Origin of the sequence: Listeria farberi (assembly GCF_014229245.1) — a bacterium.
GTDB classification, from domain to species: Bacteria; Bacillota; Bacilli; order Lactobacillales; family Listeriaceae; genus Listeria; species Listeria farberi.
Map to the genome: position 1 here is coordinate 14,523 of NZ_JAARZJ010000017.1, position 21,790 is coordinate 36,312.

The 21,790-nt window shown below is 36.4% G+C and carries 18 protein-coding genes and 1 riboswitch; of the genes, 15 read left to right on the plus strand and 3 right to left on the minus strand.

The window, feature by feature from the left end; all coding sequences use genetic code 11:
* Positions 1 to 232: 232 nt before the first annotated feature.
* The gene (gene lcp / locus HCB45_RS13310) at positions 233 to 6,241 is read left to right on the plus strand and encodes a putative cellulose-binding protein LCP (protein WP_260508452.1); all 6,009 of its coding nucleotides are present in this window, start codon (positions 233 to 235) and stop codon (positions 6,239 to 6,241) included.
* Between the two features lie 130 nt (positions 6,242 to 6,371).
* Entirely contained in the window at positions 6,372 to 6,749 is a 378-nt protein-coding gene (locus tag HCB45_RS13315) for an Imm8 family immunity protein (protein ID WP_185607623.1), read from the plus strand.
* Positions 6,750 to 6,775: 26 nt separating this feature from the next.
* Here HCB45_RS13315 and HCB45_RS13320 read toward each other — a convergent pair whose 3' ends face one another.
* Positions 6,776 to 7,033: a DUF1294 domain-containing protein gene (locus HCB45_RS13320; protein WP_185318283.1), complete on the minus strand. Its 258-nt coding sequence runs from the start codon at positions 7,031 to 7,033 to the stop codon at positions 6,776 to 6,778.
* Positions 7,034 to 7,111: 78 nt separating this feature from the next.
* On the opposite strand from HCB45_RS13320, the gene HCB45_RS13325 reads away from it, so the two are divergent.
* The 5 genes from HCB45_RS13325 (at position 7,112) to HCB45_RS13345 (ending at position 12,379) form a co-directional block, all read left to right on the plus strand.
* Positions 7,112 to 7,489, plus strand: coding sequence for a RidA family protein (locus HCB45_RS13325; RefSeq protein ID WP_185318284.1), 378 nt, complete (start codon positions 7,112 to 7,114; stop codon positions 7,487 to 7,489).
* Positions 7,490 to 7,553: 64 nt separating this feature from the next.
* Positions 7,554 to 7,650: riboswitch (SAM riboswitch) on the plus strand.
* Between the two features lie 94 nt (positions 7,651 to 7,744).
* Positions 7,745 to 8,848, plus strand: a complete 1,104-nt coding sequence (locus HCB45_RS13330) for a 5-methyltetrahydropteroyltriglutamate--homocysteine S-methyltransferase (RefSeq protein ID WP_185607625.1) — start codon at positions 7,745 to 7,747, stop codon at positions 8,846 to 8,848.
* Between the two features lie 96 nt (positions 8,849 to 8,944).
* The gene (gene uvrC, locus HCB45_RS13335) at positions 8,945 to 10,045 is read left to right on the plus strand and encodes an excinuclease ABC subunit UvrC (RefSeq protein WP_185607626.1); all 1,101 of its coding nucleotides are present in this window, start codon (positions 8,945 to 8,947) and stop codon (positions 10,043 to 10,045) included.
* A 170-nt stretch (positions 10,046 to 10,215) separates the two neighbouring features.
* Positions 10,216 to 11,658, plus strand: coding sequence for an amino acid ABC transporter substrate-binding protein/permease (locus HCB45_RS13340; RefSeq protein ID WP_185620266.1), 1,443 nt, complete (start codon positions 10,216 to 10,218; stop codon positions 11,656 to 11,658).
* Positions 11,651 to 12,379 carry an amino acid ABC transporter ATP-binding protein gene (locus tag HCB45_RS13345; protein ID WP_185620267.1) on the plus strand — a complete coding sequence of 243 codons (729 nt, stop codon included), beginning with the start codon at positions 11,651 to 11,653 and terminating at the stop codon, positions 12,377 to 12,379. The genes HCB45_RS13340 and HCB45_RS13345 overlap by 8 nt, the downstream gene beginning before the upstream one ends.
* 42 nt (positions 12,380 to 12,421) lie before the next feature.
* On the opposite strand, the gene HCB45_RS13350 is transcribed toward HCB45_RS13345, so the two are convergent.
* Entirely contained in the window at positions 12,422 to 14,311 is a 1,890-nt protein-coding gene (locus HCB45_RS13350; RefSeq protein WP_185620268.1) for an amidase family protein, read from the minus strand.
* 480 nt (positions 14,312 to 14,791) lie between these two features.
* Between HCB45_RS13350 and HCB45_RS13355 the strand changes: the two genes are divergently transcribed.
* The 8 genes from HCB45_RS13355 to HCB45_RS13390 all read left to right on the plus strand — a co-directional run bounded on the left by HCB45_RS13355 (position 14,792) and on the right by HCB45_RS13390 (position 20,714).
* Entirely contained in the window at positions 14,792 to 14,938 is a 147-nt protein-coding gene (locus HCB45_RS13355; RefSeq protein WP_185319000.1) for an Lmo0850 family protein, read from the plus strand.
* 219 nt (positions 14,939 to 15,157) lie between these two features.
* On the plus strand, positions 15,158 to 15,916 hold the full coding sequence (locus HCB45_RS13360; protein WP_185318290.1) for a hypothetical protein: 759 nt from the start codon (positions 15,158 to 15,160) through the stop codon (positions 15,914 to 15,916).
* Positions 15,917 to 15,997: 81 nt separating this feature from the next.
* A complete protein-coding gene (locus tag HCB45_RS13365; protein WP_185318291.1) occupies positions 15,998 to 16,552 on the plus strand; it encodes a TetR/AcrR family transcriptional regulator in 555 nt (184 codons plus the stop codon).
* Positions 16,553 to 16,568: 16 nt separating this feature from the next.
* Complete coding sequence (gene sugE1, locus HCB45_RS13370) at positions 16,569 to 16,910, plus strand: quaternary ammonium compound efflux SMR transporter SugE1 (RefSeq protein WP_185318292.1); 342 nt, start codon at positions 16,569 to 16,571, stop codon at positions 16,908 to 16,910.
* 2 nt (positions 16,911 to 16,912) lie between these two features.
* Positions 16,913 to 17,233, plus strand: a complete 321-nt coding sequence (gene sugE2 / locus HCB45_RS13375) for a quaternary ammonium compound efflux SMR transporter SugE2 (protein ID WP_185318293.1) — start codon at positions 16,913 to 16,915, stop codon at positions 17,231 to 17,233.
* A 151-nt stretch (positions 17,234 to 17,384) separates the two neighbouring features.
* Complete coding sequence (locus HCB45_RS13380) at positions 17,385 to 18,497, plus strand: D-alanine--D-alanine ligase (protein ID WP_185318294.1); 1,113 nt, start codon at positions 17,385 to 17,387, stop codon at positions 18,495 to 18,497.
* Positions 18,498 to 18,560: 63 nt separating this feature from the next.
* Entirely contained in the window at positions 18,561 to 19,934 is a 1,374-nt protein-coding gene (locus tag HCB45_RS13385; RefSeq protein WP_185620269.1) for a UDP-N-acetylmuramoyl-tripeptide--D-alanyl-D-alanine ligase, read from the plus strand.
* Between the two features lie 66 nt (positions 19,935 to 20,000).
* Complete coding sequence (locus tag HCB45_RS13390; RefSeq protein WP_185318296.1) at positions 20,001 to 20,714, plus strand: alpha/beta hydrolase; 714 nt, start codon at positions 20,001 to 20,003, stop codon at positions 20,712 to 20,714.
* A 9-nt stretch (positions 20,715 to 20,723) separates the two neighbouring features.
* Here HCB45_RS13390 and HCB45_RS13395 read toward each other — a convergent pair whose 3' ends face one another.
* The gene (locus tag HCB45_RS13395; protein ID WP_185318297.1) at positions 20,724 to 21,749 is read right to left on the minus strand and encodes a LacI family DNA-binding transcriptional regulator; all 1,026 of its coding nucleotides are present in this window, start codon (positions 21,747 to 21,749) and stop codon (positions 20,724 to 20,726) included.
* Between the last annotated feature and the right edge of the window lie 41 nt (positions 21,750 to 21,790).

The following is a 21,790-nucleotide window of genomic DNA, read 5'->3' on the forward strand; positions in this document are numbered from 1 at the left end:
CTAAAATGTGTCTGAAAGCGTTTTCTTTTATGGCGGATTTTTGAATAAATTTAATGTTTGAAACGAATTATTAAAAAAAACAACTAAAGCTTCTATACACTAGTGCTTCTTTGCAAGTATTATAAAAATGCGATGTGATTATATGTCCTTAAACAGCCCAAAAAAATTACTTGAAGGAGAGGATTTTTTGATAATTAAACCAAACAAACTGAAGCAATGGTTAGTATTGTTAATGGCATTTTTCCTAGTGTTAGGACAATTAAATTTAACTGCACTTCACGTGTTTGCCAAGGAAAACGGGAATGATGATCTTACTTATGAAGTTCAGTCGGACATAGCAACAGATAAAAAGTCTGCTGATTTAACCATTAAAGTAACACCAGCTAAGGAAGAGGTAGAAATCGTAACTATTAAAACTCCTGATGGGGTGGAAAAAGAAAGTCACGAAGCAAGTTATAAAGCCATTAAAAATGGTGAAATATCTTTCTTAATTACCTATCAAGATACTAATACAGAAAAGTCAGAAACAAAATCTTATACAGCTACTTATAAAGTAAGTGGCATTGTTTCTGAAGAGGAAACAAGTAAAGAAGTGGAAGAGAGCAATCAAGAAGCTACTACAAAAGAGCCTTCTGATTCAGACAATACAAAAACAACAAGCAAACAGTTACTTAAAGCTAATCAAGCAACCGTGGATTTAAATATTCCAGATTATAATCAAACAGCTTGGTCTAATGGAGATATTAAAGAAGTTAATGTAACTGTTGATTTTGGTGATAATACTTCTACTGGAAAGAAAGTAAGCTTCGCGTTGCCAGATGGCATGCGCTTTGTATCTTTGCCCGTACCAAGTAACTATCAAAGTGGTACAAATGTAGATCCCGCTATTCTAAGTCGTCTAGGTGCAAGTGATCCACTAGGAGTAGCAATTACTTCAGTTACAGTGCCGCAAATAGAAAAAGCCTACAATAACGCAACATTTGGTACAGTTAGTTATGACTTATCTTCTGGAACAGAAAAAGCAAGTTTTACTTTTTCTGTGCGAGTGGATGCTGCTAAATACTACGGTCCAAAAGATATAGAGTCGCCTATTAAAGCAGAAGTATTTATGGAAGGCGCAAGTAATCCTATTGCTTCTACAGAACAAGCTATTCATGCAGAAGGAAATAAGGTCATAGGTTATGCTGAACAAAATCATGTGAAAACAATGTTTCGAGATTGGTATGAAAATTTCACGCTACCAGAAGTACTAGCGAGTACGGACGAAACAGCTTCCTATAACTACACCAAAACCTATGCACTTGTAAACGGATTAAATCAATTGGATGGTCGGGGAGCACCATTTTTTGTGGCAAAACATATGAAGACAACACTTTATTACCCTGAAGGAATGGAATATGTTGGTGTAGTGGATAGATTTGGAAACTTAATGAAAGACTCTACAAATATGACATTCACTAATTACCCAGAAGAAAATAAAGTAGTGATTGATAGTAAGCTCTTAAACTATAATTCTGTTAGCGGTTCTGTATTTGCAGTCAAATATAAAGTACCAAAAGATACACCGGCAGGGACATATAGTGCACCTAAAGCACCACATACAGTTATTACAACATATGATAATCAAGTTTTTGAAACAGATGCATTAACAACGAATAGCGCAGATACTACTACAGTGACTCCGATTGATGTTTGTAAAGTAGTAGGCGCTTCTGCAAATAAGTTAACGCTATTCTCAGCGAATGGCACTATCAATCCAGATAATGAAACATGGGCTGGAAGTATTCAAATTCAAAATAAGCAAACAGCAGGTGTTAAAACCAATCAAGTTTATCAGATTGAATTTGACCCTAATTGGAAAGCCTATATGGTCAATATTCCTTTTGATAGTAGAGTTGTTGGAAATAAAATAAAAGATGTGCAGTATAAAACTAATTTAAATCCCTCTTACCGCACCTATACTGGAGCACTTACTAAAAACAACAATCAAACCTATCGTTTGGATGCTAAAGTGGTGGGACTTGAAGAAGGGGAATATTTCACAGAAGTGAAAGCAAATGTGGGAGACTTCTCACCAGGCTATGTCAGCACAGAATCGCTTGCAACCTATCGCTGGAATTCCACCACTTCATATGGAATGGTTAAACCAGGCATCACCTCTGTACAATTTAAAGGTTCTATTTGGAACGCAGAGGATGAAGCTAATACGAAAGTTTCTAGCACTTCCACATATAAAGTGAGTAACTCTATTACTACTGCAGCAAATGGCACCGCAGCTTTCTTTGATAAAACAGGGAAATTAACTAAAGTAGCAAGCGCAGGAGAAACTATCAATACAAAAGCGACATTATTGTTACATGATTATCCTTATGGAACAAGAACAGCGCTGAATAATCCAGAAGTATATTTACGTGAGCTAACAGGTACAAAAGTTCAACCATCCAGCATTAAATTAACCGATCAAGATGGAAAAGATGTTGATTTTTCTATAGAAGAAAAAACAGCTAAAAATGGTGAAAAAGTATATGTGTTAAAAACAAAAGATGTTTCTGTTGGAAATTTCCTTAATTATCCATATAAGCAAAAATATTTACACCTCAGTTATAACACTACATTTGATGTTACTTTAGATAAAAGCATTAATATGGATGCGCAACAGGTTATCGCATGGGGAGGACCGGATGTTACTTCGGCAATTGCGAATAATACTTTTTTAGATACGGGCCTAGATGTGAACCAAAATGGCAGGGACAATGAAAAATTACTTTCTGTCAACAGTAGTACTTTAAGTATTCCAAAACAAGATACAGTCACTGTAGAAACTTTCTTAAGCGTGGCTGGAGAAGGCGCTAAAGCAGCTTATGTGGAAGGCGATGATAACACGGTTTCCTACTTTACACCAGGAACAGATGCCGATTATACAGTACAAATCACTAATGCTTCGAATGCGGAAGCAAGCACTTTTGAGCTGTTCATTCCCATTCCAAAAACTGGTCAAGACTTTGGAGATAAATTCCAAAGTGAAGCCTTTAAGTGGGATATGAAACTGAATAGCGCCTTAGCCATTACAGCAGAACAACAAAATCAGTTTGAAGTGAGCTACACAACAGAAGCTACTGAAAATAATTATGATGCGGAAAGTATTTATTCAGATACTGTTGCTGACTATGAAAAAGTAAATATGGTTCGAATCAAAGTGAAAACGCAAATTAATGCAGGCGAAACACAAACCTTCAAAGTACCACTTAAAGTAGATGAAACATTCAATTCAGCAACAGAAGGCAATAAGATTAGTGAAAGAGATGTTTATAATCCTTACTATCGTGTAACAACTAATACATTCTCTGGTTCGCTATCTGGAACAAAAGTAGGTGCTGAGTTAGTTATCGGCGAAGTTTCCGGAAGGTTATTTCAAGATAAAGATGTTAATGGTTTGTATGAAAAAGACAAAGGTGATGAACCTTTAGCGAATGAAACTATAGAACTTTACAAATGGAATGAAACCACATCCATATACGAACCGGCCAAAGTAAACGGTGAAAATGTGACTGCTACAACAGACAGTGCAGGAAATTATACATTTGATTACAATGATGGTGTTGGTTATGGTAATTATGCAGTGAAATTCCCAGACAAAGCGGGCTACCAATATACACTAAAAAATATTGGTAAAGACATCTCACTGGATAGTGATGCACCTTATAGCGGAGCAGATAGAGGCTGGGTGAAGCAAATCGATCCAACGCAACCAAAATCTCAGCACATTAATGCAGGTTATTACGCTTATGACCCTATGCAAGATTTAAAAGTTAATTTAAATGAAAAACAAGTACAGGTGGAAAATAGTTTAGAAATTACTTTACCGAAAGTCCCCGCTACTACAGGACAAGCTGCCGAAGATACTATCGAACCAAGCTTCTTTAAAAATATTAAAGCAGCAACAGATGGGTATAAATGGACTGTTGCAGATACCAATGTGGCAACAGTACAAACATTAGCGGATGGTTCAGCGGCTGTAGTAGGTATTTCCACAAAAGACAAAACGATTGATGTAACAGATTTAACGATTACCATCCAAGATATTTTTGGAACAGAACAAAGCTCTACAGCCCCAGTATATGTTACTTCAAAAGCCGGAACGACTGTTCAACAGGATGGTTATACCATGGGAGCAACTGATTTTTCGGTGGAGTACAAGGAAGCTACTAGTTTAACGGAAGCACAGGCCCTAACTCTTGCGAAAACAGCCGCTTTTGAAGAAGTAAAAGACGGCGTTAACTCAAGCGCAGAAAATCGTTTAGACCAAGTTCAAGTAAACCAAACACAATTAGATGCCATAAAAAATGGCTCTAATCAAGGTGGCGTGTATCCATTAACTTACACGATAACAAAAGATAGCAAAACGGTTTCAGTTACTATTCAAGTAACTGTAGCAAAAGATTTAACCGCAGTGAACGCACATGATTCTACTATTTATGTAGGAGACACATGGGATGCGGAAGACAACTTTGATAGTGCAACAAATAAAGAAGGCGACACTAATGTAGCATTTAGCGATGTAACAGTTACAGGAAGCGTGAATACCGAAGTAGCTGGAGTCTATCCGGTGACATACACCTATAATGGAGTTTCCTCGACTATTCAAGTTACTGTCAAAGCTAAACAAACAGCTGTGAACGCGCATGATTCCACAATTTATACAGGTGACACATGGAATGCGGGAGACAATTTCGATAGTGCGCTAGATAAAGATGGCAATTCCGTTGCTTTTACTGAGGTAACGGTGGCAGGAAATGTGAACACAAATGAAGCAGGTAGCTATCCAATCACTTATAGCTATGACGGCTTCGCGAAAACTGTTACAGTCACAGTAAAAGAAAATAAATCAGGTATCAGTGCTCATGACTCTACTATTTATGTAGGAGATGTGTGGAGTGCCAAAGATAACTTCGATAGTGCTTTTGATAAAGAAGGCAATGCGGTTGACCTAAAAGACGTTACAGTCACAGAAAAACCAACTGTAGATACGACAAAAGCAGGTGCTTATGAAGTCACTTACAAGTATGGCAAAGTATCGAAAAAAATCACTTTAACTGTAAAAGCTAAATTAACCGCAGTGAACGCGCATAATTCAAAGCTTTATGTCGGAGATACGTGGAAGGCTGAAGATAACTTTGATAGTGCGCTTGATAAAGACGGCAATTCAGTTACATTCGCCGATATCGAAGTAGAAGGAACCGTGGATACAACTAAAGCAGGAACATATCCTGTAACATACGTGTATGATGGGGTTAAGACAACAATTAATATCCAAGTGAAAGACATTCTAACTAATGTCCATGCACATGATTCAGTAATTTATGTAGGGGATAGTTGGAATCCTAAAGACAACTTTGACAAAGCTTTAGATAAAGATGGAAATATGGTAGCTTGGAATGAAATCACTGTCACAGAAATGCCAACTGTGGACTTAAAAACACCAGGTGTTTATCAAGTTACCTACAGTTATGCTGGAGTTTCGTCAACCATTCATGTTACAGTAGAACCAAGAAAAACGAGTATTGAAGTGCATGATAGTACAATTTATGCAGGAGATACATGGAAAGCAGCGGATAATTTCGATAGTGCTACAGATAAAAAAGGCGACAGAATTTCCTTTAAAGATTTGACTGTAACCGGAAACGTAGACAGTAGAGAAGCTGGCACTTATGAGGTAAGATATAGTTATGATGGAGTGGAAAAAATAGCACATATCAAAGTGTTAAAAAATCAAGCACAAATCACTGTAAAAGATAGCGTTCTTCCACAAGGTGAAAAATGGGAAGCCAAAGCAAATTTTGCAAGTGCAACAAATCGTGATGGCGTAGAAATCCCTTTCTCCAAAATTCAAGTAGATGGTACAGTAGATGTAAATAAAGCTGGAACATACAAAGTGATTTACACGTATGATCCAAATGAAGGGACAAAAGATGCTGGCAAAAAACAACTTGCTGCAATTGCAACGATAGAAGTAAAACCATTAAGTGTAAATCAAGAAGAACCTACCAAACCTAGCGTAAAAGAAGGAAAGACTAGGATAAAAATTATAAATGGAACACAGCATACAGCAACATATGAAGAAGCAAAACCATTACCAAAAACAGGTGACCAAACAAACACTTGGGTAATCTGGACAGGCTTGAGCTTACTTGTTCTAAGCATGCTCTTGTTGGTGATGAGAGGGAGAAAGAAAAAGTATTAATTTATGAAGAAACAATTAATACAAGATAGTAAAAATAAAAGGTAAACCAATACCGACCAGAGAAAACTGGTCGGTATTTTTGTTATTAGATACATTTAATTTCAGACATTGTTTAAGAAAGGTGGAGCAAATGAAAAAACAAAATAGATTAGAACTCGTTCTATTACAAGAAATCCATTCTACAGAACTTGATTTACCTCTTAAAGAATGGCAGCCTAGTCCCCAAGAAGAAATTTATTTAGTTGTTGATATGTTTATTGGAACAAATGATGTTAAAAAAGGCGGAAATTATTTTTATGTTTTAGTTGTAACTCCCGGAGCAATAAATAAATTGCAGCATGTTCCAAAAGAAAAACGAAAATTAATAGTAATGGAACATTATAGCTATGATTTACTTTTAAAAAAGATAGAAATCATTTTAGAAAAGTGTTCAAAAGAGAATTGGGATGATTCATGTCAAGCACTGCAAAACTATTTCTACTGGGAATTTGAAAATTATAAAAGCTAAAAAATGGACAAACTTAGCTTGTTAATTTAGTATAACCACCAAACCACTATGCCAATAGTCCAAACCATCGCAAGTGGCACTAAAATTCGGAATTTCGGCTTTTGCGTTTTATGGTGAAACAACTGCATTGACATCCAACTACCGAATGCCCCACCAAGAAAAGCGGTGAAAAGCAGTACAGATTCAGGTATCCGGTAAGCGTGTTTAATTGCCTTCCTTTTATCAACAGCGAATAATAGAAAAGAAATAAGCGTTATCGCGATTAAATATATCGTTAAAATCATCCAGAAATCCCCCTTTATTGCTAAATCTAACTTTATTTATTAGAATAAAAGCATACCACAAAAGAAAGCAGGGATAAAATGGTAAAAGAAATTATTCAAACTTCATCAGCCCCAAAAGCACTTGGACCATATTCACAAGCTGTAAAAGTGAATGGACTTATTTTCACATCAGGTCAACTTGGTATTAACCCAACAACCGGAGAATTAGCAGAAGGCGCAACAAAACAAGCCGAGCAAGCTTTTAAAAATTTAGCAGCTGTACTAAAAGAAGCTGGTTCTGGACTAGATAAAATCATTAAAGCAACTGTTTTTTTCAAAGACCTAAATAATTTTACAGCTGTGAATGAAGTATACGCTACTTTCTTTTCCAGCGATTTCCCAGCTAGAAGTGCTTTCCAAGTAGCGAAATTACCGCTTGATGCTGACATTGAAATCGAAGTTATCGCAGAAGCATAAATATTCAGAAATAAATTTGACAATTACGAGAAGTAAACGATATAATAAGAACCAATTACATAGTAACTTATCAAGAAAGGTGGAGGGTTCTGGCCCAGTGAAGCCTTGGCAACCGGACTTTTCACGGTGCCAAATCCAGCAGTATCACTGACAGATAAGGCACGCGAAACAGGTAAATCACTCTTTCCCTTAAAAGCTGTCTTTTTGGGGAAAGTTTTTTTGTACATAAAAATAACTAGAATTGAGGCGAAGAAAATGAATCAAGTGGCACCATTTTACGCAGATCATGTTGGAAGTATTTTACGGACAAAGGCAATTAAAGAGGCACGCGAGAAATTCCAAAGCGGCGAAATTACAACTCAAGAATTACGTGATATTGAAAACGCAGAAATTAAGTATATTGTTGAAAAACAAAAAGAAGTGGGTTTAAAAGCAATTACTGATGGCGAATTCCGCCGCGCTTGGTGGCATTTTGATTTCTTAGAGAATTTGGATGGAGTAGAAGGGTACAATGCAGCGGGAGGTATTCAATTTAGCAAAGTCCAAACAAAATCGCATTCGGTGAAAATCACTGGTCCAATTGATTTCACGACACATCCATTTATAGAAGATTTTATTTTCCTAAAAGAGGTAGTTGGTGAAAATCATGTAGCAAAACAAACGATTCCAAGTCCGGCGATGCTTCATTATCGTGGGGACATGGAGTATCAGCCATATATAGACGATGCTGATAAATTTGTAGCTGACTTAGCGGTGGCTTATCAAAAAGCGATTCAAGCCTTTTATGATGCCGGTTGTCGTTATTTACAATTAGATGATACGTCGTGGAGCTATTTATGCTCTGATGAACAGCGCGAAGTCGTACGTGAGCGAGGTTTCGACCCCGATACGCTGCAAGAAACGTATAAAACGCTCATCAATGAATCTATTAAATATAAACCAGCAGATATGGTTATTACGATGCACATTTGTCGCGGGAATTTTCGCTCTACATGGATAGCAGAAGGCGGTTATGGGCCAGTGGCAGAAACGTTATTTGGTAAACTAAATATCGATGGTTTCTTTTTAGAATATGATAATGAACGTTCTGGAGATTTTTCACCACTAAAATATGTAGCGCGCCCAGATTTGAAAATTGTTCTTGGCTTAATCACCTCTAAAACGGGGGATTTAGAAGACGAAACGGCAATCAAAGAACGAATTAGAGAGGCTAGTGAGGTTGTGCCGCTAAACCAATTACGCCTCAGCCCACAGTGCGGATTCGCCTCTACAGAAGAAGGTAATATTTTAAGCGAAGAAGCACAATGGAACAAATTACGTTACGTCGTCAAAATCGCAGAAGACGTTTGGGGAAAATAACGAATAAGAAGAACTGGCCTAAGCTAGTTCTTTTTTCGTCTTTACAAAAACAGCAAGTAGGAATAGAATAGATGTTCTAGAAGGAGGGGAAGCCCTTTGGATGACAAATTAAAAACCAAATTAACCTTATTACCTGAATCACCAGGTTGCTATATTTATAGAGACGAAAATAACGAAATACTTTATATCGGCAAATCTAAATGTTTAAAAAACCGTGTAAAGTCTTATTTTCATAGTAAACAAATCGGTAAAACGGCAAGGCTTGTAAGGCAAATTCGTGACTTAGAACTTATTATCACTACTTCCGAAAAAGAGGCGCTACTTCTCGAAATGATTTTAATTCAAAAATATCAACCGCCTTTCAATATCCAGTTAAAAGAAGGAACGAGTTATCCTTATATTAAAATCACGAATGAGAAAAACCCGCATATCGAAGTTGTTTTTGAAGTGAAACAAGATGGCGCACACTACTTCGGTCCATATCCAGGCCGTTTTTCAGCAAGGCAAACAGTAGAGCTTATTGAAAAATTATTCCCACTTTGTAGGTGTGATGGGAGACCGGGGCGTCCCTGTTTGTACTATCATTTAGGACTTTGCTTAGGGCCTTGCCAAGCGGAAATTGACCCTGCTGTATATAAAAAACAAATTCAAAAAATCAGTCGTTTTCTTGAAGGCGATGTTAAGGGCGTGAAGGGGAAACTCACTAAAGACATGGAAGCAGCCACCGAAAAATTAGAATTCGAAAGAGCTGCCGAATTACGAGATAAAATTCATGCAATTAATGAAACGATCGAAAAACAACATATTATTTTCCCTGGACTAAAAAATCGTGATATTATCGGCTGCTATGAACAAGATAATTATTTAAGTGTCTTCGTTTTCTTTGTTCGAAATGGCGCAATCAATGGAAGTAAGTGGCATGTTTTTCCAATCGAAAATTCACTTCAAGAAGATTTAGCTCACTTTATCAATCAATTTTACGATGATCCAAATAACATCCAACCAAAAGAGTTGCTAATAGCTGAAAAACTCGATAAAATTACCTTGAGAGAGCCACTCCGCAAGGCTTCTATATTCCCACAAAAAGGTGGGAAAAAGAAACAACTTAATTTAGCTATTGAAAATGCTAAGAGTACGTATACCGCTTATGCTAAGATGAAAGAATACGATTTTGAAACCCAATTGAAAAACAGTTAGAAGCTAGCTTTCGCTGATTAGCTTCTTTGTTTTGCTGTGTTGAAAATCTTATCATAAATAACTATGGTCAATAATCTAGCCTTATGGTAAAATCTTACGAGTACGGAAAAAATTAATGCTACATAAAAATAATTAATTATAGCTAAACACATATAGAGGGAGGACACAATATGAAGAAATTTTCACGCTTCATACTAACAATGGCAATTTCATGTGTTGCCATGTTCATTTTCACAGGAAACGGGTTAAATGCAAAAGCCGCAGAAGAAACATACTTAATTGGTACTGATACTACATTTGCACCTTTTGAATTTGAAAAAGATGGGAAACATGTCGGTATCGATATGGATATTCTTAAGGCCATCGCTAAAGATCAAAATTTCAACTATGAAATTAAAGCAATGGGATTCAATGCAGCAGTTCAAGCGCTTGAAGCTAACCAAGTAGACGGTGTTATTGCTGGAATGAGTATTACAGACGAACGGAAACAAAAATTTGATTTCTCTGACCCGTATTATGATTCTGGTGTGGTGATGGGAATCCTGAAAGATAACGATGAAATCAAGAATTATGAAGATTTAAAAGGAAAAAAAGTAGCTGTTAAAACAGGTACAGAAGGTTATGCTTTTGCTGAAAAAATCAAAGCGAAATATGGTTTTGATATTGTTGTTTTTGATGATTCCGCACAAATGTATGATGATGTTAAAACAAGAAATTCAGTTGCATGTTTTGATGATTATCCAGTACTCGCTTATGGTGTGCAAACTGGAAACGGCTTAAAAATCGTTACTGAAAAAGAAAAAGGAAATTCATATGGTTTTGCCGTTAATAAAGGCCAAAATCAAGAACTTTTAAAGAAATTCAATGCTGGTCTTGTTAATATTAAAGCTAGCGGAGAATATAAGGAAATCCTTAAAACTTATTTAGGAAAAGACGCTGTTAAAGAAAATACTACTGAAAAAGGCTTCATGGGTATTATTAAATCTTCCTGGCCAGCACTTTTAGCTGGAATGTGGTTGACGATTCGTCTAGCCGTTGTTTCATTAATTATTGCCTTTATAATCGGGATTACATTTGGCTTTATGAAAGTAAGCAACAGTAAAATTCTACGTGGAATTGCAACGGTTTATGTGGATATTTTCCGTGGAACACCGTTAATTGTTCAAGCATTCTTCTTCTACTTTGGTATTCCAGCAGCGCTCGACTTTAGGATGCCAGTATTCTTGGCAGGGGTCATAGCTCTAAGCTTAAATGCCGGTGCTTATATGGTAGAAATTGTCCGCGGCGGGATTCAATCTGTTGACAAAGGACAAATGGAAGCAGCAAGAAGTCTTGGCTTACCACATAAAAAAGCAATGATGAAAGTTGTTCTACCGCAAGCAATTCGGATGATGATTCCATCCTTTATCAACCAGTTCGTTATCACTTTGAAAGATACGTCGATTATGTCGGCAATTGGGCTCGTCGAATTAACACAATCTGGTAAAATTATTATGGCGCGTACGTTTGAAAGTACATGGACTTGGCTTATCATCGGAATTATGTACTTGATCGTCATTACCATCTTAACGAAAGTGTCCGATCGTTTGGAAAGGAGATTACGAAATGACTAAACTTAAAGTAACAGGCCTTAAAAAAAGTTTTGGCGCGAATGAAGTGCTAAAAGGCATTGGTATAGAAGTAAAAGAAGGTGAAGTAGTGTGTGTCATCGGGCCATCTGGTTCTGGTAAAAGTACCTTTCTTCGTTGCATGAATAACTTGGAGGAAATCACTGCGGGTGAAGTAATTGTCGACGATTATAATATCACCGATAAAAAAGTAGATATTAATAAAGTTCGGGAAAACATTGGTATGGTTTTCCAACATTTTAATTTATTCCCACATCTTTCTGTTTTAGAAAATATTACTTTAGCTCCAGTGGAATTGAAAAAAATGGATAAAGAAGCAGCGAAAAGTAACGCGCTTCGTTTGCTCGAACAAGTTGGTTTAAGAGAAAAAGCAGATGAGTTTCCTAATCAACTGTCTGGTGGACAAAAACAACGTGTTGCTATTGCGAGAGCTCTTGCAATGGATCCTGATATTATGTTGTTTGATGAGCCAACATCTGCGCTTGACCCTGAAATGGTCGGAGAAGTTCTTGGTGTAATGAAAGAGTTAGCTAAAGGTGGAATGACAATGATGATTGTTACCCACGAAATGGGCTTTGCTCGCGAAGTTGGTGATCGTGTTATCTTTATGGATGGTGGTTATATTGTGGAAGAAGGAAAACCAGCAGATATTTTTGACCATCCTACAAACGAAAGAACAATCAGTTTCTTAGATAAAGTTTTATAAAAAAAAGCAATATACCTGAAAAATACAGGTATATTGCTTTTTTTATTGTTTTGTTAAAATAGGGTTTTTTCGGTTTTTTGAGTATTGTTCGTAAGCATATCCCATATTCAGTAAAGCTATGTCCGTATTTCGCCGAGAAATAAATGTTAAGCTTACGGGTTGACTTGATTCCTCATCATAGCCAGCTGGGATAGTGAGCTCTGGGTTTCCAGCGATGGGTGCTAAAAACATCACAGATCCGCCCATACCAACTGTTACAACTGCATCTAACTTGTCATTTTGTAATGCAGAATCCAGTTCGCTTCGGGCAGTACGAATAAGTTGATTGGCTAAATCATCCGCTTGCTTTTTCGTCATCGTGCTTTTCTGCGCCTTTATAAGTTCACTTTGACCATATTGCATATTTCTACTAGGATTAGTGTTATTAAAAGCGATAATTGATTCTAATGTCGACATAGGAGAATGATTAATTTGTAAAAATTGATTAAGATCTCGTTTGAAATCTGCGTTTAATAAAGTGGAAAAATCAACATCTACTTGCTCTAATTCTTGTATTGCGATGCCTTCTATAATGGTGGCACCCGCGTTTGTTAAATCTTTTTTGATTTTCTTGAGGATAGCCGTTTCTTCATTACTTTCGCCGTCAGCCAGTAGTCCAATTTTTTTATTTTTAAGTGCATCTTTGGAAAGGTTTGTTTGTTTTGTTTCGTCCATTAAGATATTTGCTGTTACATAAGCATCTGTGACTGTCTTTGTAAGGGGACCAGGTGTATCAAATCTACTTGAGAGCGGGATAATTCCCGCGTTATTTACAAGACCTTGACTAGGTTTAAAGCCAACTGCTGATTGGGCTGAGGCTGGCGAAATGATAGAACCATTTGTTTCTGTTCCGATGGCAATGGCAGCAAAATCACACGTAGCGGCAGTTGCAGATCCAGAGCTTGAACCAGAAGGATCTAAATCTGAAGAATAAGGGTTTTTACTCAATCCTTTTTTTCCTGAGTAGCCATTCGGTAATTCATCATCCATTCCAGCTGCCCATTCGGACATATTGGTTTTGCCAAGAATTAAGGCACCATTTGCTTTCAATTTTTCCACGATAGCTGCATCTTTTTCTATAACCCAGTCTTCAAGAGCTACAGTACCGGCACTTGTTGGAAGAGTGATAGTGCCTATATTATCTTTTAAAAGGATAGGCATACCGTAGAGAGCGGGTTTGTTTGTTGTATTTTGATTATCAAGTTGTTCTGCTTCTGAAATAATAGTAGGGCTAATCTCCGTTACTGAATTTAACATAAGTCCGTTTTGATCGTACTTTTTAATTCGGTTGAGGTAAATTCCAGCTAATTCTTTATAACTTAATTGGTTAGTTGAAATCAAATATTGAAGTTTAGCTATGTCAGCTCCAACTACTAGATGCTCTTTCGCTTCAAGCGTTGCTAGATCCAATGTTTCTAGCTGGGCATTGATTGGTTCCATTACTCGATTTTTATCATAAAAATACATATCTTTGGTTGGCGCCTCCTCCACCGGTTCTTGTTGATTTGGAGTTGTTTTCTTTGGCGTATTGTTATTTGGGTTGGAACTTTTCTTTTTTTTCACTTGTGCTTTTTTGTCATCTGCTAATTTGATTTCAGTATTTTTATTTTGATAAATAGGCTTTTGTGGGGTTTTTCCAGATAATTCATCCACTTCTAATGTGTTATTGCCAAATTTTGTTTCTAGTTCGATACTTTTATTATTTGAACTGCTTTTTTTATCTTTATCAGGTTGACTTGAATCTTTTGGTTTGGAAGGCGGACAATCTTTTTTCGAAATAGAAGTGTTTTTTTCAGGGGTTGAAGTTTGTTGATTTGTTAAGAAGAGATAGGTTCCGGTTACGATAAAAGTTGAAAAAATTGCGGTACAGCTAATAATAATCCGTCTTTTCATGTCATTCCTCCGATGTTTGATGCCTTTATTTTATTATATAGGAAATACATGATGAAAACTGTGACAAAAGTGTGAAAGATAAAAAGTTTTTGTTTTTAAGCGCTGAATCAATGAAGAAGGGATGTTTGTTAGTTATTTTATTTATAATCAAGATTTTGTGGAGATGTTTTTTCACATTTTCGTCACAAAACAGTAATTTTTTAACTTTTAGTCAACAATTATTGCTTCTTATATTTTATAATTATATAAAAAGCTACTATAAATTCATTGGGAAACATTATATGAAAAAGATGATTATTCTTTATATTAATATGGTATTATCCAATAAAATTCGGTTTTCAAACGCTTTCTTGAAAAAAATCGAGATTATAGGTTAGTTTTTTACTTAATAGGGTATTTTTACTAAAGAGAATATGGTAAAGTAAGGGAAGAGAGATAATGAAAAGAATGAAAACAAATTTGGAAGATGGAGTGATGAGTTTGGATAATAATCAAAAAGATTTGAATCAAGTAATCCGTCAGCTCAAAGAAAAAGGTATCGTGGTTGAAAAAACCAAATCCCGAAAAGATATATGGAAAGCGGTAAGCGGTAAAGCAATACCAAATATGACACTTCGATTGCAATAAAATGGATGAGTGGAGAATTTTTATATGTTATTTGCGGTTGTTTTTGTAAGTGAACGAAAAACAACAAAATATACATGTAAACTTACTCCGCTTTTTTCTTTGTCATAAATTAGTCATTAAGTTTTGATGTTTCTGTTATCCTTTTTAAGCGAAAATGTTGTATGATGGTAGGGAAGACTTTTGTGAAGGAAGAAAATAGAAATAGAGTGAGGCAAATACATGAAAAAAGAAGTAGTTAACCAACAATCTATTTATGTTCATATTGATCATGTTATTAACAATGTAGCGACTAGCGGCATCTCTTTTTGTGATTTTCTAAATGGTGTAGGCCAACCACCTGAAAATATATTGTTAATTAAACATAATATGGAAGATGCGTCTTATAATGCACACACCGCTTTTCATTACTTAGAGCCAGGAGATTTAGCAAATATAGCTAAAGAAAATTTTAGTCCACTTTGTTGGATTGATTTTGAAGATGTGGAACTTTTGAACCAACTTACACCACAAGAAGTAGCTGAGATGCTTTATCTTGCGCATACAGGTCGCCACCTTCGTTCACCTTTTTATTATAAATTACAAAATAATTTTGTTTATTTAACTAGGGAAGACGGCCGCTACAATAAAGTATATTACCGGAATTTAAATCATTTTTATATGTTGTTAAGTTATGTCATTGCCCGGAAAACATCGGAACTTGTTAATGAAAAAGGCATTTTTTCGTTTGGAAAGAAAAAATATGTTTCCGAACCACCAGTTGAGCTACTCAAAAAAATGGCCGATTATTTTAAAGACGGTGCTTGTATCGCAATGGATGATGTCGTTAGAACTAGGACCCAAATTGAAGTACCAATTGGCCTTGGACTTACGGAAGAAATGACTGAACTAGAAATAACTTCAAAAATTTACTATGAAGAAGAAGTTGCAAAATTAGTCTATGATTTAAAACAAAATGAATGGAAATATATCGAAAAATAAAAAATCAAACCTTTTCCTTTACGTTTGGTTTTTTATTTGATAGAATTTAACTAATGAACGTTAGTTAGGAGGGAGTTTCTAATGACAAAAAAACTTATTAAAGAAATAGCGCTAACCCTTTTTGCGGAAAAAGGATACGACGGGACCGCTCTTTCTGAAATTGCGAAAGCTGTAGGGATTAAAACGCCTTCGCTATATGCACACTTTCCCTCTAAAGAAGCGCTTTTTATGGAAGTGTACCAAGATTCAATCCACATAGAATTAAGCGAATTAAGTAAAGTGGCTGAGCAAGAAGAGTTGATAGGAGCAGAAAAACTTCGAACAATTTTTTTTGTTGCAACTGATTTTTCAAGTAGTCCTGATACAAAGAAATTTTTCCAGCGAGCGGTATTTTATCCACCAAAGTCCCTTTTTAATGAATTAAAAGAAGAAACAAGGACTTATGAGCAATTAACGAATGATATTTTACGAAAAACACTTGAACCTGCTGTGTCTGAAGTTGTGTTAATAAGATGGATGCATGTATTTTATGCGTTACTTGATGGGCTTAGCGTGGAGCACGGAATTTATGATGAAACAGAATTTGAATTGCGTAGGAAATCCGCATGGGAAGTTCTCGCAAGTTTACTCGAATAAATTGGAGGTAAGGAAAATGGCTTGGTTTTATTTGATTATGGCAGGATTATCGGAAATTGTTTGGGCTTTTGGACTGAAAGAATCTCACGGCTTTACAATGGTAGGGTGGAGCCTTTTAACAATAGCCTTTCTAATTGTTAGTTTCGGTTTGTTTTCGCTTTCCATGAAGTCGATTCCAATTGGTACGGCCTATGCGGTATTCACCGGAATCGGGGCAGCTGGTACGGCGATTATTGGAATGATTTTTCTTTCAGAAGGTGTTTCTTTTTGGAAAATTGTTTCGTTAATTGTCTTACTAACAGGAATTATTGGTCTTAAGTTAGTGGATGGTAATGAGTCTGAGAAGGAGGCTAAATAACGATGGATTGGATATTTTTACTTGTAGCAGGTTTGTGCGAAATGGTTTTTGTTGTGATGCTGAAGTTATCAGATGGGTTTAAACGTCTTGGATTTGCGGTACTCACCATTATCTTTATGTCAGCGAGCTTCTTCTTATTATCTCTCGCACTTAAAACAATTCCGATTGGTACAGGTTATGCGATTTGGACCGGAATTGGGGCTGTTGGCAGTGTCACACTCGGAATGGTGGTCTTCAAAGAGCGTAAGAGTGTCGGGAAACTGCTCTTTATTACGATGATTATTGCTGGCGTTGTCGGTCTAAAATTAACATCTGGCGTTTAAATAAAATAGGTTGGAAAAGATCTTTTTGGAATAAGCGCACACCTTTCTTAATCCAAAAATGAAGATTTTTTCAACCTATTTTTTAGTTATGTCTTTTCATCTTGCTAAAACATGGTAAAATAGATAAAGCGAATAATGACGGAGGGGTATTATGAAAACCAAGTTAATTTTATTATACGGTGGAAAATCTGCTGAGCACGAGGTTTCCTTACAAACAGCATTTTCAGTAATCAATGCTTTAGATTTAGAAAAATTTGAAGCTAAGCCAATATATATTACCAATGACGGGGAGTGGATTCAAGGGCCACTTCTTTCTGGAAAATTAGATTTTGTCGAACAATTACGTTTTTCGGCTACAGATACAGTAAGACTTGCTACGACTGAATCAGAGAAATCTGAAGGGGAAGCAATTAGCCCAGCTGTTTTAGAAGCTGACGGACAAGAAACAGTCGTATTCCCACTTTTACATGGTCCAAACGGGGAAGATGGAACTGTCCAAGGCTTGTTCGAAGTTTTAAATATTCCTTACGTTGGCAATGGCGTCCTAGCTTCATCGGCAGCAATGGATAAAATTGTGATGAAGAAAATTTTTGCAGACGCTGGTATTCCACAAGTTCCAGCAGTTGCTGTTCGTTTAATTGATTGGAAAAACTATCAAGCGGAAATGATTGCTGAGATGGAAGAAGTACTTACATATCCAGTCTTCGTAAAACCAGCAAATCTTGGTTCAAGTGTTGGTATTAGTAAAGCAACAAACAAAAAAGAATTAGCAGAAGCAATGGCAGAAGCATTTTTATATGACCGCCGTGTTGTTGTCGAACAAGGAGTAGTCGCTCGTGAAATCGAAATGGGTGTACTTGGAAACGATACGCCAGTTTGCTCTGTTCCTGGTGAAATTTTGCCAGAAGGTGCAGTTGCCACTTTCTACGATTACAAAGCTAAATATCAAGATAATAATACTGCGTTAATTATTCCGACTGAAGTAGAACCGGAAATTTTGGAACAAATGAAAGAATATGCAGTTCAAGCATTCTTAGGTCTTGATGCAAGCGGGCTAGTGCGTGCTGACTTTTTCTTAACGGAAGATAATCAGTTGTTCTTAAATGAAGTAAATACAATGCCTGGTTTCACACCATATAGCATGTATCCACTACTTTGGCAGGAAACTGGCTTACCATACGGAGCGTTAATTGAACGATTAGTTGATTTGGCAAAAGAACGCCACGCCGCTAAAAATGCACTTAAATATAGATTAGAAGACTAAAATAAACAAGAAAGCAGTTTTCAGATGCGGAAGCTGCTTTTTTATGGAAGAGAGCGATTTAATTTGAAAAAAACAGTAGGCGAAGTAGTAGCAATGTTAGATAGTTCCATCCATGTAGATACATTTCGCGATGTCGTCATTACTGGCGTTTGTTTTGACACAAGGCAAATAAAGTCAGGAGATTTATTTGTTCCATTTGTAGGGAATTTGCGTGATGGACATGAATTCGTAAGTCAGGCACGAGAAATGGGAGCAGTGGCGACTTTTTGGCAAAAAGATGTACCAAATCCACCAACTGATTTCCCGGTTATTTTAGTGGAAAATACTTTGCTAGCACTTCAAGAACTGGCAGCGAAATATATTCAGCAAGTAAAACCAAAAGTAATTGCAATCACTGGAAGCAATGGAAAAACGACTACAAAAGATATTATGGCAGCAATTGTTGAAACGACTTATAAAGTGCACTATACTGGCGGGAATTTTAATAACCATATCGGCTTACCTTATACTATTTTAACGATGCCGGAAGATACCGAAGTGGCAGTACTTGAGATGGGGATGAATCATCGTCATGAAATCGAAGTGCTTTCGAAAATTGCCAAACCTGATATTGCGATTATTACTAACATTGGGGAGGCACATATTGAATATCTTGGTTCACGCGAAGAAATTGCTAAAGCGAAACTTGAAATTACAGCTGGTCTAAACCCAAGTGGGATTTTAATTTATCCGCATGAAGAAAATCTTCTTCTAGGAAATATAGATGGTGACTTTAGACAACTAACTTTTGGTAAATCAGATGCAGCGGAAATTTACCCATTAGAAATTCGCGCTGAAGCAGAAGGAACCTCTTTTATAACAAACTGGGAGCCAGACCTTGAAATCTTTGTTCCAATTATTGGGGAGCATAACGTTTTCAACACGATGGCGGCAATGCTTGCGGCAAGAGAAATTGGTATTGAAGGAGAAAAAATACAATCAGCACTTAAAAACATGGAACGTTCTAAAAGTCGTTTAGAATGGATAACGACAAAAAGTGGCGCACGTATTTTAAATGATGCCTATAATTCCAGTCCGACTGCGTTAAAAACAGTTTTAAAAACTTTTATGCATATGGACTCAAAAGGTAAACCAAAATATTTAGTGCTTGCAGATATGCTTGAATTAGGCGATTTGTCGACAAAACTACACCAAGAATCTGCCGAAGTACTAGAAAATGACACGATTGAGAAGATTTTCTTATACGGTGAAGCGATGAAAGCTTTCAAATCAGTCGCTGAGACAAAAATTGGTCAGGGAAAAGTTCAACACTTTGACACAAAGGAATCGCTTGAGACGGCGCTTCTTTCAGAAATAAATGGAAATGAATGGATACTGGTCAAAGGTTCTTACGGAATGGGCTTGAAAGATGTAGTAGAAAATCTTATTATTAAGTAACGAATAAAATTGGACATATGATATTACCGCTTAATTGGTAATTATTTGGACAGGAGGAAAGGCATAATGGTTGCTTGTTTGTGTATTCATGGTTTTACTGGTTCGCCGTCCGAGGTGAAGCCGCTCGCTGATTATTTGCGAGAGCATACAGATTGGGATGTTTTAGCACCCACATTACCTGGCCATGATCACCTGAGCCACTTAAAAAATGTGACGTATAAAGATTGGATTGTTTTTGTAGACAGTATTTTAAGTCAAATGCTAAAAGAAGACGATGAAGTATATATTATTGGTTTTTCTATGGGTGGTTTGCTCGCGGGATGGCTCGCGAGGCATTATCCAGAAGTGAAAAAGTTAGTACTTCTAAGCACAGCCGTAAATGCGATGGAATGGCCACAAATTATCGGAAATTCCAAGCAAGTATTAACGGAAGCAAAAGAAGTAACGCTTAAAAATAGCCCGATGTTTAAACGTTATCAAAAGAAAGTAACCGAAACCCCTTGGACTTCGACACTACAATTCAAAAAAATGGTAGCTCTAGCAAAACCAGTTTTTGAACATATTGAAATTCCAACTTTTATTGCACAAGGCAGCGCCGACCAAATAGTTCCTGCTGAAAAAAGCGTTAATTTTTTAATGGAAAGTATACCTGGTCCAAAAGAATTATTTATTTTAGAGGGGTCAAAACATGTAATTTGTCAGGATGAACAAGCAGATAAATTATTTGCAGCTGTTTTGACGTTTTTACAAAAAGAAGTGGTTGTTCTAAATGCAAATTAAAAAATCGATTCAGCTCTCAGTTGCTGAATCGTTTTTTTTGTTTTCGCCAACAGAATCTCGGGCTATTAAATTAGTAGCAAGCGCCAGATGAACAAAGCCCTCATCTGGTTTTCTTACGCGGTTATACATAAGTTCTACTGCTTTTTCTCCCATAAAGGAGAGATTTGTACACATAGTTGTAAGCTGAGGATTACTAAGTACAGTAAATTCGGTATTATCGAAACAAATAATCGATAAGTCTTTTGGGATGTTATATCCTTTTGATTGCAAATAAGTATTCAAAATAAAGCCAAGACCTGAATTGACGCAAAACCAAGCAGTTGGAAGTTCATCTAACTCGTCTAACGTCCGGTACAGTGTCGTTTGTTCTTCTTTAATTCGTGTAATGGCATATTTTTCATTAAAAGGAATGTGATAATACTGCAATGCTTTTTTATAGCCTTCAAAACGTTCTTCGTAACTCGGCGAAAAAGTTATATCACCAAGAAAACCGATTTTTTGATGCTTGTTTTCAATTAAAAATTCAACTGCCATAAACGCACCATCTTTATTTTGGCTAATAACTGCATCAGCTTTTAAATGCGGATCGTGGTGATCAATGAGTACCACTGGCATACCAAGTTCAATCACTTTCTTACTATATGCTGTATTTATATGCGAAAGTAAGAATATTCCTGTCCAGTTTTCTTTTTTCAATTGCTCGGGAAGTTGATTCATTCGAGCCTCGTCATCGGTCACTGGAAAAATAATTAATTCTGCTTGGTGCGCAATGACGCTTTGTTTTATATTATCAATAATTTCGCCAAAAAAACTACGCTGTGATAAAGCGAATGAAGTTGCCAAAAGTGCAAATTTTTCTTTTACGACTTCTCGCGCAATTTCTCTTTTATATTTATAGCCTAATTCATCAGCCATTTTAAAAACAGCTAGTTTTGTTTGTTCACTAACCCCGTTTTTATTACCTAAAGCTTGTGAAACTGAATTTTTCGTTATATTTAGCCTGTCAGCAATATCTTGCATCGTAACTTTCTTCATATTTCCCCCTCCGTTTTCCTCTGTTTATTCTATTATAGAAG